The organism is Streptomyces melanosporofaciens (assembly GCF_900105695.1).
Classification (GTDB): Bacteria; Actinomycetota; Actinomycetes; order Streptomycetales; family Streptomycetaceae; genus Streptomyces; species Streptomyces antimycoticus.
In genome coordinates, this window is record NZ_FNST01000002.1 from 6,962,973 (window position 1) to 6,976,484 (window position 13,512).

Sequence of the window (13,512 nt, forward strand, 5' to 3'; positions counted from 1 at the left end):
TCCTCATCCCGGCCTCGTAGGCGCTGGCGAAGCCGCCGGAGTCCATGAACATCGCGGACAGGCCGGTGGGGGACTCGGCCGCGGCCGCCGTCTGGGCGTGTGCCGAATAGGACACCCCCATCATGGCCACCCGGCCGTCGCACCAGGGCTGGGCGGCGATCCAGTCGATGGTGTCCGCGCCGTCCGGCCCCTCGCCCAGGTACTTCACGAAGGTGCCGTCCGAGTCCCCGCGGCCCCGGCAGTCCTGCCGCACCACGTGGTACCCCGCGCGGACGAAGAACGCCGAGGTCTCCTCCGGCGTCGGCACCGGCTCGTCGTGGAGGCTGCGGTCGGAGTCGCGCATCTGGCGGCGGCCGTAGGGGGTCCGCTCGAGGATGACCGGGCGGGGCCCGGGCCGCTCCTCGGCGGTGAACAGATCGGCGGCCAGGGCGATCCCGTCCCGCATCGGAACGCGCAGGGTGCGTCGCCACACCCGCTCGTCCAGCAGCCGGGCGGGCTCCTCCCAGGCCGCCCGCTCTCTGTCCCCGCTCGTTTCGGTCCGACTGGTTCGTGCCATGGAAGATCTCACTGGGTCTGGGATTGCTTGGAGCCGTTGAGGGCGAGCTGGGACCGGGTGACCGTGGACAGCGGCAGCCCCCACTGGCCGAAGAGCTTGGCGTAGGTGCCCGATTCGTACATCTTCCGCAGCCCCTTGACGATCACGGCGGCCAGCCCGGTGCCCTTCTTGGCCTGGATGCCGTAGATGGCCGACGCGGCGGGCAGGTCCAGCATGTCCTTGAGCTCGAGCGTCTCGAAGCGGTCCTTCGCGTTCTGGCTCACCGAGGTGTTGGAGGCGCTGGGCGCGGCCACCGCGTCCACGCGCTTGCTCTGCAGCGCCAGCGAGGCGGCCGGCAGATCGGTGTAGAGCTTCGCGTCCACCGACGGCTTGCCCTTCGCGGCACAGCGCTTGTTCTGCGCGGCGAGTACGTTCTGCGTTCCGGCGCCCTTCTCGACGCCGACCTTGTGCCCGCAGACCTCGAGCCCGTTCTTGGGGCGGAAGGAGCCGTCCTTGAGCACCATCAGCGTCACACTGCTCTGCGCGAAGTCGGCGAAGTCGACCTCCTTCTGACGCTCGATGAAGTCACCGGAGGGGGCGCTGAGGTCGATCCGGCCGGACTTCAGCCCCGGGATCACCGCGTCGAAGTTGGTCCGCTCCACCTTGATCTTCACATCGAGCAACGAGGAGAGCTGCGCGGACAGTTCGGGCACCAGCCCGGTGATCTTCCCATCGGACTCGAAGGTGACGTACGGCGCGTACTCGCTGACACCCATGATCAGTGTCTTGTTGGTGTACTCCTCGGGCACCTCGGCCGCCAGCGCGCTGTCCTTGGGCTCGGGGGCGAGCGTGGCCGCCGGATGGCTCTTCTCGGCCTTGCCGTCGCCGGGCGTGTCGTCCACCGAACAGGCGGACAGGGCCAGCGTCAGGGAGGCCAGCAGGGCGCATGCGGCGACATGGGGGCGGTTGCGCATGGGTGCTCCATTCCGGGAGGTGGGGGGTAGCGGATGCGGAAGAGCGGGACCGGTTCTAGCGGCCCCAGACGGTCTCGGCGACGCGCCGTACGTTGCCCCCGGCGAGCTTGGCCACGTCCGCTTCGGAGTAGCCCCGCTCGAACAGCCACCGGATCATGTTGCCGACCGCCTCCGCGGGGTTCTCGCAGCCGCGTACGTACGCGACCTCCTCGTGCGGCGGCAGTTCGGGGGTTTGGCCGTCGTGCGCGTCGTCCTTGCCGAAGAGCGGGGCGAACGTCCGGTGCCAGGCCGTGTGATCGCCGAAGTTGGTGTCCGGGCCGAAGGCCACATGGTCGATGCCGACCAGATCGATACAGCGCTCGATGTGTTCCATCACCGAGTCCAGGCTGTGCCGGGAGTGCCGGGCGGTGATGGTCGTATGCGGCGCCGCCTCGACGCCGATGAACCCGCCGGACCCGGCGCAGGCCCGGATCACATCGTCCGGCTTCATCCGCGGGGTCGGCCACAGCGCCCGCGACCCGGCGTGGGTGATCACCACGGGGGCGGTGGAGCGGCGCACGGCGTCCAGAGCCGTCGCGTCACCGCTGTGCGAGACATCGACGATGATCCCGAGGTCGTTCATCCGGCGCAGCGCCCGGCGGCCGAGCAGGGTCAGACCGGTGTCACCGGCGTCGGCGAGCCCCGAACCCAGCTGATTGCTCTCGCTGTAGACCAGACCGAGCAGGCGGACGCCCAGACCGTAGAGCAGATCGAGCCGGTCGATGTCATTGCCGATGGGGGAGGCGGACTCCAGGGTCAGCACCACCCCCACCTGATCGCCGGCCCGGGCCCGGTCGGCCTCCTCGAGCGTGCGGATGGGCGTCACCAGCCGCTGCTGGGCGAGGTCGGCCTGGCGCATGGCCAGATCGCTGACCGCGTCGTCCCAGTCCCAGGGGGCATGCGAGCGGATCATGCTCACCGCGGCCGGGCCGCCGTCGAAGAACAGGTCCACCCCCGAGTGGGCGATGCCCTCGTAGGGAATCGACTCCCGGCCCTGGCGGCGGTAGTCGGCGAAGTCCCCCGGATCCGCGGGGCGCAGCGAGAGATGGTCATGGGCGGAGATCACCGGATGGCGCTCCTCGAAGTCCCGCGCGCGGACCTCGACCTCCTCGCTCCACTCCAGCGCGGACCCGGGGACCCGGCCGAGCGCGGGCGCCAGCTCGAAGGCGCGGAAGTCCTCCCCGGCCTCCAGATACTGGTACGAGCGGTAGGAATCCCACAGCTCCAGACGCCGGACGGTCTTGGCGGGCAGGGGAAGTGCGGTACTCATGCTGTACAGCTTTCATTCGCTTCTCCGCCCGCGCGGCGCAGCGGCGCGGGCATCGTAGCCGGGTGCGGCCCGGCAGCCGCGCGTGCGTCGCTCATGGGGAGACCTTCGACAAGAACGTACGGGTGCGGTCGTGTGAGGGGGTGCGCAGCAGCAGGTCAGGAGCACCCTCTTCGACGATCCGGCCGTCGTCCATGAAAACGATCCGGTCAGCGATATCGGCGGCGAAGCGCATCTCATGGGTGACGACGACCAGCGTCATGCCCTCACGGGCCAGGTCCCTGATGACACTGAGCACCTCCTGCACCATCTCGGGATCGAGGGCTGAGGTCGGCTCGTCGAAGAGCATCACCTTGGGGCGCATCGCCAGGGCGCGGGCGATGGCCACCCGCTGCTGCTGGCCGCCGGAGAGCTTGTCCGGGTAGCTGTCCAGCTTGTGGGCGAGCCCCACCCGGGTCATCAGCTCCACGGCACGCGCGTCGGCCTGGGCCTTGGAGAGCCCGAGCACCCGGCGCGGGGCCTCCACGATGTTCTCGCGGGCGGTCAGGTGCGGGAACAGATTGAAGCTCTGGAACACCATGCCCATCGCCGAGCGCTGGGCGGCCAGCTCCCGGGGGCCCAGCTCATGCAGGGTGCGGCCGCGCAGCTGGTAGCCGATGACGCTGCCGTCGACCACCACCACGCCCTGGTCCGGAACTTCGAGGTGGTTGACACAGCGCAGCAGCGTGCTCTTTCCGGATCCGGAGGGACCGATCAGACAGACTGTCTCACCTCGGTGGATATCCAGGGAGATACCGTGCAGCACCTCGGTGCCGCGGAACGACTTGCGGATCCCACGCAGGGAGACGACGGCCTGCGATTGCTTTTCCGATGCCACGGTCATACCGAGTGCTCGATCCTCTTCACTTTCCCGGCCTTGTCGGCCGACATCAGGGTGTGCCGTCCCAGACGTCGCTCCAGGCGCTGCTGCAGAAGAGTGATGACGCCAGTGATGATCATGTACCAAATGGCGGCCACGATCAACAGCGGAACGGTCTGGAAGTTCTTGGCGTAAATGAGCTGGACCGAGTAGAGCAGGTCGGCCAGGGTGATCACGCTGACCAGGGAGGTCGCCTTGAGGAGAGATATCAGCTCATTTCCCATCGGTGGGACGATCACCCGCAGTGCCTGGGGGAGGGTGATGCGGAAGAAGATCTGAGTCGGCGTCAACCCCAGTGCGGACGCCGCCTGCCGCTGTCCGTCGGGCACCGCGAGCAGCCCGGAACGGATCAACTCCGCGATGTACGCCGTCTCATGGAGGGTCAGGCCGATGATCGCGGCGGTCAGCGGGCCGATGACGTCGTTCGAATCGAACGTGAGGAAACGCGGCCCCCAGGGAATGCCGAGGGACAGTGTCGGAAACAGGGCGGCGAGGTTGTACCAGAACAGTAGCTGCACCAGCATGGGAATGCTGCGGAAAACCCAGATAAAGGCGGCCGCGACCGTGGACATGAGCCGGGAGTCGCCCATCCGCATCAGAGCGACCAGGGTGCCGGTAACCAGAGAAATCGCCATGGTCACCGCGGTCATTCCGATGCTGACCCCGATGCCCTTCAGCACCCGGATTTCAAAGAAGTATTTCGCGACGGTGTTCCACTCGAAACGTGGGTTGGTGAATATCGTGGTGACCGCCATCGCGGCCAGTACCAGCACGATCGCATTGGCCACCAGAAGTCCGGGACGCCGTCGCTTCGCGCGTTTGAGCGCGGTTGGCTCGGGGAGTGCATCGACGTTCGGGACTTTGGTCATGGCGTGCCTTCGGGCGGTCGGGTCGCGGCAGAATTACCGCATCCTAAAACCGCACGTGGGGGCGGTCACCAACAGTTGACACAGAACGGTCAACCGTAAACGGGGGAATGTGCCCGTCCGCCCGGAGCGGCCGGGCGGGCGACGGAGGGGCGGACGGACGGGTGTTGGCGGACCGGACTCCGCCGGGCCTACAGCCCCTTTTCGAAGGGAAGCGGGCCGATGGTCTCCGGGTCGGCCGAGATATCGAACAACGGGGTGTAGCCGGTGGCCAGATACAGCCCGCGCGCCTCCGGCTGGCGGGGCCCGGTGGTGAGGTAGATCCGGCGGTAGCCGCGCTCGGCGGCCGACCGCTCCAACTCCGCCACCACCCGGCGGGCCAGCCCGCGCCGCCGATGGCCCGAGTGCGTCCAGATTCGCTTGAGCTCCGCCGTCCGCCCGTCATACCGGCGGTACGCACCCCCGGCGACCGGCGCACCGCCCTCCAGCAGCAGAAGCAGTTCCCCGTGCGGCGGGGCGAACTCCTCGGCCGGATAGCGGTTCAGCTCACGGTCGGCCGCCCTGCCGTAGCGGGTGGAGTACTCGTACGCCAACTCGCGCAGCAGCGGCTCGACCCGCGGATCGTCCACGGTCACCCGGGCCACCGTCAGCCGGGGCGGAGGTTCGGCCGCGAAGGCCGCGCCGGGGCGCGGACCGGGCTGCGAGCCGTCGTCGGTGGCGGCGGTGCCGAGGAACTCCACGGACATGGGGTGACCTTTCGGGAAGCGGGAAAGGGGGCAGAGCGGAACAGGGGAGAAGCACCCCGGAACCGGAAAGTGGCGCGGTTCACGGGGTGGGGGCGCGTCAGGCGCGGAAGTGGCAGGCGAGGGCCCTGAGATCAGAGGAGTCCGAGACCGGAAGGCTCCGAGATCAAAGGAGGGCGGCCGGTGGGACGGCCCGCTGCCGGGTCAGCCGGAACAGGAGGCGGACCACACCCGACCGAAGTCGATGTGGTCGCGTGTGACCAGGGGCAGCTCAGTCCTCACCCGCAACATTCAGCCCCGCACGGGCCCGTTCCGTCAACCGCTGTCCACATGATGGCCCGTATGTGCCCCCGCCACGACAAAGCCGCCCGTATCCCCCTTCCGCCATGCGGGCGGGGGGATACGGGCGGCTGTCGTAGGCCCTCGGTTCAGCGGCCCGCCACCGGCTGCGGTGTGCCGGACCGCTCCGATGGGGCCGTGAGCCGGTCCGGACCGCGGCCCGGCAGCAGCGAGGCGACCGCGAGCGCCACCAGCGCGGCGCCACCGCCGATCACGAAGGCGGTGCGGAAGCCGTTCAGGGACGGGAGCTCGGTGGGCCCGAACGCGGTGGTCATATGGGCGAGGACGACGCCCACCACCGCACTGGCGGTCGAGGTGCCGATGGACCGCATCAGGGTGTTGAGGCCGTTGGCCGCGCCCGTCTCGGACACCGGCACCGCCGACATGATCAGCGCGGGCATGGCGGAGTAGGCGAGGCCGATCCCGGCGCCGATCACACACGAGATGATCACGACCTGCCATGCGGCGTCCATCAGGAAGACGCCCATGCCGTACCCGGCGGCGATCACCCCCGCGCCGAGCATCAGCGACACTTTGGGGCCCCAGGTGGCCGTGATCCGCGCCGACAGCGGTGAGATGGCCATCATCACCAGACCGGACGGGCCCAGGCACAGGCCGGCGGTCATCATCGACTGGCCCAGTCCGTACCCGGTCGCCTCGGGCATCTGCAGCAGCTGCGGCAGCACCAGCGACATCCCGAACATCGCGAAGCCGATGACGATGGAGGCCAGATTGGTCAGCAGCACCTGACGCCGGACGGTGGTGCGCAGATCCACCAGCGGCCCGGTCACCCGCAGCTCCCACCGGCTCCACAGCAGCAGTACGACCACCGCCGCGCCGAACAGTCCGGTGGTGGTCGCGCTGCCCCAGCCCCAGTCGGCGCCCTTGGAGATGGCCAGCAGCAGACAGAGCAGTCCGGCCGACAGCCCGATGGCGCCCACCAGGTCGAACCGTCCGCCGCCGCGCACCGGGGACTCCGGTACGAGCGCCAGCACCAGCGCGATCACCACCACGCCCAGGCTCGCCGAGACCCAGAACAGCACATGCCAGTCGGCGTGTTCGGCCAGCGCCGCGGCGCCGGGCAGGCCGAGGGCGCCGCCGACGCCCAGCGAGGAGCTCATCAGGGCCATCGCCGAGCCGAGCCGCTCCGCGGGCAACTCGTCCCGCATGATGCTGATGCCCAGCGGGATCACGCCCGCGGAGAAGCCCTGGAGCGCACGGCCGACGATCATGGGCGCGAGCGCGTCGGAGAGCGCGCACACCACCGATCCGACCACCAGCATCGTCAGGCTGAGCAGCAACGTCCGCCGCTTGCCGTACATATCGCCGAGCCGGCCCAGTACGGGGGTGGCCACGGCGCCGGCGAGCAGGGTGGCGGTGATCGCCCAGGAGGCGTCCGAGGCCGAGGTGTGCAGCAGTCCCGGGAGGTCCGGGATCAGCGGCACGACGAGGGTCTGCATCAGGGAGACGACGATTCCGCCGAACGCCAGGACGGCGACCACCGCTCCGGAGCGCGGCGGGTGGGCGGTCAGCGCCGCGTCGGCGGCATCGGGGGTCGGAGGTAAGGAAGTCACGGTGGTCCTTCGTCGGGGCACGGCCGATCCACGTCAGGTGCCGCAGCAGTGTCGCATAAATTTGTGTAACTGGTACGTCAAATATAACCGCCGCTCTCGCCCGTCCGCTCCGTAGCCACGCCGCGGTAGATCTCCCGCAGTTCACGCTTGAGGATCTTGCCGCTGGGGTTCTTCGGCAGCGTCTCGGCGAGCCGGACGAACTTGGGCACCTTGAACCCGGCGAGACGCTCCCGGCAGTGCGCGAGGATCTCCTCCTCCGTGACCTCCCGCCCCGGTTTGGCCACCACCACCGCGGTCACCGCCTCGATCCAGTACGGATGCTCCACCCCGAACACCGCGACCTCCGCGACCGCCGGATGGGCGTGGACGGCCTCCTCCACCTCGCGCCCCGAGACGTTCTCCCCTCCGCTGTTGACCATGTCCTTCTTACGGTCGACGACCGTCAGACACCCCTCCTCGTCCAGCACCCCCAGATCGCCGCTGTGGAACCAGCCGCCCCGGAACGCCTCCGCGGTGCGCTCCGGGTCCCGCCAGTAGCCGAGCATGGTGTGCGGGCCCCGGTGGACGATCTCGCCGACCGTGCCCGGCGGTACCGGCCGGTCCGCCTCGTCCACCACCCGGGTCTCGACGTTCAGCGCGGGCCGCCCCGCCGAACCGGCCTTGCGCTCCTGGTCGGCCGGGCCCAGCACGGTCGCGATCGGGGACATCTCGGTCTGGCCGTAGAGGTTGTACAGCGCGAGCCCCGGCAGCCGCCGGCGCAGCTCGCCCAGCACGGCGACCGGCATCGGCGCCGCCCCGTAGTACCCCTTCCGCAACGACGACAGATCGTGGCGCTCGAACTCCGGATGGCGCAGCAGCGCGATCCACACCGTGGGCGGGGCGAACAGCTTGGTCACCCGCTCCGCCTCGATCGTGGCCAGCAGCGTCGCCGGGTCCGGACCCGGCAGCACCAGACAGGTGGTGCCCAACTGGACATCGGGGGTGAGAAAGGCGTGCAGCTGGGCGCAGTGGTACAGCGGCAGCGCGTGGATCTCCACATCGTCGGACGACATCCCGCCGTCGACGATCGCCGTCTGATACTGCGCCATCAGATTGCGGCTCGTCATGATCGCGCCCTTGGGCCGCGACTCGGTCCCCGAGGTGTACATCAGCTGGACCGGATCGTCGTCGTCCAGGGCCGGATCGGGCACCGGATGCCCCCGCTCCGCGCCCAGCGCGGCGAAGTCCTCCCACCCCTCGCGCCCGCCTCCCAGGGCCGCGCGCAGCGCGATCCGGGGCGGTGCGGCCTCGGCCAGCGCACCCTCGGCCACATCCAGCAGATCCGTGCCCGCGATGATCCCGATCGCCCCCGAATGGTCCAGGACGTACGCCACCTCGGGGGCGGTCAGCATGAAGTTCACCGGCACCGACACCGCGCCCAGCCGGGCCAGCGCGAAGTACGCCACCACAAAGCCATGGGAGTTACGGGCCAGGAGCACCACGCGATCGCCCTTGGCGACACCCCTCGCCGCCAGGGCCCCGGCCGTCCGGCTCACCAGCGCGTCCAGTTCGGCGTAGGTCTGGCGCAGCGCGCCGTCGACGACCGCCGTCTTGGCGGGCAGCCGCGCCGCGGTGCGCGCCAGCAGATCGGCGATGCCGTGGCGACGGGCGCGCACGATGTCCACGGGCAGGTCGGATGCGGTCATCGTCAGGTCTCCCGGGGCTAAGACGGGCTGGACGGGCTGGACGGGTCGTCACGCTGGCACGGCGCGCGGCGGCGTTCAAGGCGGCGAACGGCCACGAGCGGCACCCGAGCCGACTTGCGTAGCCTTGGGGCCTGGCACGACGGGGGCGAGCGAAAGGACACCGGATGGCCGGGACCGCGGAGGGGACCGTCCGCAGGGGACGGGGGCGCCCGCCCCGCCTGTCGCGCGAGCAGATCGTCCGCAGCGCCGCCGAGCTGGCGCTCCGCGAGCCGGAGGTCGCGCTGACCGTCAAAAGGGTCGCCGAGGCGGTCGGTTCCGCCCCCATGGCGCTCTACCGCTACTTCCCCGACCGCGACGATCTCCTCCAGGCCGTGGCCGACCGGGTCCTGGCCGAGACCCAGCACAAGGATCCGCCGGGGGAGACCTGGCAGGAGCGGCTGCGCGCCTGGATGCACAGCAGCCGCGACTATCTGCTGCCCCACCGCCAACTCCTCCCCTATATGGCCGCCACCCAGCAGCCCGCCCGGATCTCCTCCCTGGTGACCCTGACCCGGATGCTGCGCCCCCTGCGGCTGACCGAGGACGATCTCGCGCTGGCCGTGACCCTCATCGGCTCCACCGTCATCGGCCACGCGGTCTACGAGACCCACCGCGGCCCCGCCTCCGCCCGCAAACTGGACGCCCTGAGCGAGGCGCTGGCCCTCTACCCCCAGGAGGAGCGGGAAGCGGTCGCCCCGCTGCTGTCGAGGCTGCCGCGGGCGCAGAGCAGGCTGTACGACGTGGTGGTGGACCGTACGGTCGCCGCCATCGAGGCGCTGGCGACGGAATGACCCGCCCCGGCGCTGCCGCGCCCCGGAGCGGGTCATCACCCTGGCCGAGCGGTGTGCCTACGTGGTGCACTCCATGGACGCCGGGTTCGCCGCGTCGCGGATCAGCGCCTGATGGGCCCGGCGCAGCCGGTCCACATCGGGCTTGATCTCCTTGCGGTCATAGGTGAGCAGCCCGTTGAGCTCGCCCTCCACATCCGTGATCTGGGTGTAGACGGCCCCGCTGCTGCCGTTGCACGCGACCAGTTCGCGCACCTTGTCCAGCAGCTTCAGGTACTCCTCGGTGTACTGGTCCTTGTCCACGCCGACATAGGTGTGCTGCACGGGCCAGGCGTGTCCCGGTATGGCCAGGCCAAGGCCGCCGTACTCACCGGTGACGCCCGCCCGTGAGGCGTCGGGGCGCGGATCGCCCGGTCCCGGATAGGCGTGGATATCGGCGAGGTCGCCGTTGCCGGTGTCGTTCCAGCCGCTGGCGCCGTCGATGAGCCGGGTGGGGTCCCAGCCCTTGGCGAGCTCGGGCACCTTCGGGCCGCCGTACTGGCCCCAGCTCTCGTTGAAGGTGACCCAGATGGCGATCGACGGACTGCTGATGTGCTGGTCGATCATCCGCTTCATCTCGTGCTCGTACTGCGCCTGCGCCTTCTCGGACGGGGTGACCGTGTTCATGGCGGGCATGTCCTGCCACACCATCAGGCCCAGCCGGTCGGCCCAGTAGTACCAGCGGTCGGGCTCGACCTTGATGTGCTTGCGCACCGAGTTGAAGCCCATGCGCTTATGCATCTTCAGGTCGTACGCGAGGGCCTCGTCGGTCGGCGCGGTGTGCAGTCCGTCGGGCCAGAACCCCTGGTCGAGGGTGGCCATGGAGAAGATCGGCTTCCCGTTGAGCACCGTGCGCTGCTTGCCGTCCACCTCCTTGACCGCGATGCTCCGCATGCCGAAGTAGCTCTCCACCCGGTCCGCCGAGGCGCCCCGGCCGACCGTGACCTTCAGCTGGTACAGATGCGGATCGTCGGGGGACCACAGATGCGGCGAGGGCACGGGGACGGTCAGCGGCTTCCCGGTGCGCCCGGTGGCGGTGCCGACCACGCGCCGTCCGTCGTAGGCCGTCGCGGTGACCGGGACGCCGTCCCGCACCCCGCGGACCTCGGTGGTGAGGGCCTCGCCGGGGACGTCCGGGGTCAGCTTGAGCGTGTCCACGTGGTCGGTGGCGACCGGCTCCATCCAGACGGTCTGCCAGATGCCGGAGGAGGGGGTGTAGAAGATGCCACTGGGGTCGAGACGCTGCTTGCCCATCGGCGGGTTCTCGCCGTCGGCCGCGTCCGTCGGGTCGTAGACGCCGACGATCAGCTCCTGGGTGCGGCCCGGCCGCAGGGCGTCGGTGACATCGGCGCTGAACCGGTCGTAGCCGCCCCGGTGGTCGGCCACCCGGGTGCCGTTGACATACACCTCGGCCTGCCAGTCGACGGCGTCGAAGTTCAGCCGCAACCGCTTTCCGTCGCCGACCTTCCAGTCGGCCGGCACGGTGAACGTCCGCCGGTACCACATGCGGTCCTCATGGCGCTCCACGCCGGAGAGCTTGGACTCCACCGGGTACGGCACCAGGATCCGCTCCTTGAGCCGCTGCCCGACGGGGGGCTTCTCCCCCTCCTTGGCGGCGGCGAACTGCCAGCTCCCGTTGAGGTTCCGCCACTGATCGCGGGTCAGCTGGGGGCGCGGGTACTCGGGGTGCGCGTTGTCGGGGCCGACGTCCTTGGCCCAGGGGGTGCTGAGCTGATACGTCGAGGTGTTGCCGCCGAAGGACACATACGGCTCGATCGCGCCGTCGCCGTCCTCCAGACCGCCCTCGCCGTCATAGCGCACCACGGCCTCGCCGCCGCGGCCGACGACCGGCTCCGTCAGGGCGAGCAGCAGCCGGGACGGGTCGGAAGCGTCCAGCCGGGCGCGCCCGAGCGGCCAGGCCGCGCCGCCGATGACGGCGGTCAGATGCGACGTCAGATCGGCCGGGGGAGTGGTCAGGGGCTGGGCGAAGTCCAGCAGCAGGGTGCGGCCGTCGGGCTGGACGGCGCTGGCCACCGGGCCGTCGTAGTCGAAGTCGGCGGGCAGCCGGAAGGCGGACGCGGGCACGGGCGCCTTGGCCGCGCCCGGCGGGGTCCAGGACAGATGGAGGTTGGAGCCGCCGTAGTGCTCGAAGTACTCGACCTTGATGTCGTACGCCTTGCCCGCGGTGAGCTCGACGGGCTGGGAGGTCTGCTCCTTGTCCCAGTCGTCCACCCAGTGGTCGATGACCGGTTCGCCGTCGATCCACAGCCGGAAGCCGTTGTCGCCGGTGATCGAGAAGGTGTGCGCACCGGAGCGCTCCGGTGTGATCTGGCCGGTCCAGCGGACGCTGACGTCGTCGGACCGTCCGGTGGTGGCCTGCAGCCGCGGATCCAGATTGTCGAAGTCCAGGGCGGTGTCGAGGCTGGTGGCCTTCAGCTCGTGGAAGTCGAAGGCCCCCGGGGCGGACTGGAGGTAGTAGTCGCCGCGGAGGCCCTGGACGACCGGGGAGCCGTCGGAGGGGGTGTCGGCCGCGGCCGGGCCTGGACCGGTCAGCAGACCGAGCGCGCCAAGCGCCAAGGCCACGGTCGCGACCACGGATCTGGCGAAAGATGAACGAAAACGCACATGTCCTCCTTGCTGGAACAGCTACTGAGGCTGTTGCTGGGACAAGTGGGGCGCCGCCATTGCGCCATCTCCAACAGAACCTGTCAATAGTGAACGCAAGGCAACAGTCTGCCTGTTGGGTACTGAGCCTTGACGGGAATGCGCTTTCTCCCTAGCGTGCGGTTCATAGATGTGACTGGAATTCAATGAGTTGTACGGAGGAGACCCGTGATGGGGCGACGGATCGTGGTGTCGGGCGGCGGTACCGGCATAGGACTGGCGGCCGCGGAGACCTTCGCCGCCGAAGGGGACCGGGTGGTCATCCTCGGGCGCCGCACCGAGGTGCTGCGCACCGCTGCGGACAAGCTCAATGCCGCCTACGGCCCCGACCTGGTCACCTGGACCAGTGCGGACCTCAGCGACCCCGAGCAGACCCGGCGCGCCGCCGAGTTCATCGCGGCGGACGGCGGGGTGGACGTCGTCGTCACCAACGCCGGAGGCAATGTCGCGGCCTCCAACGACGGCACCCTCGAGGGCATCGCCGACCAGTACCAGCGGAACTTCGCGGCCAACGTGCTGACCGCCGTACTGCTCACCGAAGCGCTGCTGCCCCACCTCACCCGGCCCGGCGGCCGGATCGTCCATCTGTCCTCGGTCGCGGCGCTGCGCGGCCCCGGATCGTACGGCGGCACCAAGGCCGCGCTGCACACCTACACCTTCGAGCTGGCCAAGCGGCTCGGCCCGGAGGGCGTCACCGCCAACGCGGTGGCCCCCGGCTATGTCGAGGACACCGAGTTCTTCGGCGAGCGCGGCACACCCGAGTTCATCGCCCAGCAGATCGGGCAGACGCTCACCGGACAGCCCGGGACGCCCGTCGAGATCGCGGCCGCCATCCGCTATCTGGCCTCCCCGGAGGCCGCGTACGTCACCGGTCAGGTCCTGCACATCAACGGGGGTGCGCAGTTCGGCCGCTGACGCCGCCTCGCCCCCGGTGGCCCCGGGACGGATAGAGCCGTGGACCGGTTCCGCGCCAGGGCCATACGGCCCTGGAGCAAGGGCCGCGCAGCCCTGCCGCCGCGTTCAGCCGTGGTCCACTCTGGT

Annotated in this window: 10 protein-coding genes and 1 pseudogene; 2 read left to right on the top strand and 9 right to left on the bottom strand. The window is 70.0% G+C overall.

Going from position 1 to position 13,512, the window contains the following annotated elements; all coding sequences use genetic code 11:
* Positions 1 to 16 precede the first annotated feature (16 nt).
* From BLV72_RS51170 to BLV72_RS33160, 8 genes and pseudogenes are all read right to left on the bottom strand, one after another.
* A pseudogene (locus tag BLV72_RS51170) lies at positions 17 to 556 on the bottom strand (CocE/NonD family hydrolase); the annotation flags it as partial.
* Between the two features lie 8 nt (positions 557 to 564).
* Positions 565 to 1,509, bottom strand: coding sequence for a transporter substrate-binding domain-containing protein (locus tag BLV72_RS33130; RefSeq protein ID WP_093466964.1), 945 nt, complete (start codon positions 1,507 to 1,509; stop codon positions 565 to 567).
* A 55-nt stretch (positions 1,510 to 1,564) separates the two neighbouring features.
* The gene (locus BLV72_RS33135) at positions 1,565 to 2,818 is read right to left on the bottom strand and encodes a dipeptidase (RefSeq protein ID WP_093466965.1); all 1,254 of its coding nucleotides are present in this window, start codon (positions 2,816 to 2,818) and stop codon (positions 1,565 to 1,567) included.
* A gap of 91 nt (positions 2,819 to 2,909) precedes the next feature.
* Positions 2,910 to 3,698, bottom strand: a complete 789-nt coding sequence (locus tag BLV72_RS33140; RefSeq protein WP_093466967.1) for an amino acid ABC transporter ATP-binding protein — start codon at positions 3,696 to 3,698, stop codon at positions 2,910 to 2,912.
* Complete coding sequence (locus BLV72_RS33145; protein WP_093466968.1) at positions 3,695 to 4,603, bottom strand: amino acid ABC transporter permease; 909 nt, start codon at positions 4,601 to 4,603, stop codon at positions 3,695 to 3,697. The genes BLV72_RS33140 and BLV72_RS33145 overlap by 4 nt, the downstream gene beginning before the upstream one ends.
* Positions 4,604 to 4,791: 188 nt before the next feature.
* Positions 4,792 to 5,346, bottom strand: a complete 555-nt coding sequence (locus tag BLV72_RS33150; protein WP_244321131.1) for a GNAT family N-acetyltransferase — start codon at positions 5,344 to 5,346, stop codon at positions 4,792 to 4,794.
* Positions 5,347 to 5,771: 425 nt separating this feature from the next.
* Positions 5,772 to 7,256 (bottom strand): MFS transporter, encoded by a 1,485-nt coding sequence (locus BLV72_RS33155; RefSeq protein ID WP_093466970.1) that lies wholly within the window; start codon positions 7,254 to 7,256, stop codon positions 5,772 to 5,774.
* 77 nt (positions 7,257 to 7,333) lie between these two features.
* On the bottom strand, positions 7,334 to 8,941 hold the full coding sequence (locus BLV72_RS33160; protein ID WP_093466971.1) for a fatty acyl-CoA synthetase: 1,608 nt from the start codon (positions 8,939 to 8,941) through the stop codon (positions 7,334 to 7,336).
* Between the two features lie 164 nt (positions 8,942 to 9,105).
* Between BLV72_RS33160 and BLV72_RS33165 the strand changes: the two genes are divergently transcribed.
* Positions 9,106 to 9,771, top strand: a complete 666-nt coding sequence (locus tag BLV72_RS33165) for a TetR/AcrR family transcriptional regulator (RefSeq protein WP_093466973.1) — start codon at positions 9,106 to 9,108, stop codon at positions 9,769 to 9,771.
* A 57-nt stretch (positions 9,772 to 9,828) separates the two neighbouring features.
* Here BLV72_RS33165 and BLV72_RS33170 read toward each other — a convergent pair whose 3' ends face one another.
* Positions 9,829 to 12,390 carry a PA14 domain-containing protein gene (locus tag BLV72_RS33170; protein ID WP_244321132.1) on the bottom strand — a complete coding sequence of 854 codons (2,562 nt, stop codon included), beginning with the start codon at positions 12,388 to 12,390 and terminating at the stop codon, positions 9,829 to 9,831.
* A gap of 252 nt (positions 12,391 to 12,642) precedes the next feature.
* On the opposite strand from BLV72_RS33170, the gene BLV72_RS33175 reads away from it, so the two are divergent.
* Positions 12,643 to 13,386: an SDR family NAD(P)-dependent oxidoreductase gene (locus BLV72_RS33175; protein ID WP_093466976.1), complete on the top strand. Its 744-nt coding sequence runs from the start codon at positions 12,643 to 12,645 to the stop codon at positions 13,384 to 13,386.
* Positions 13,387 to 13,512 lie beyond the last annotated feature (126 nt).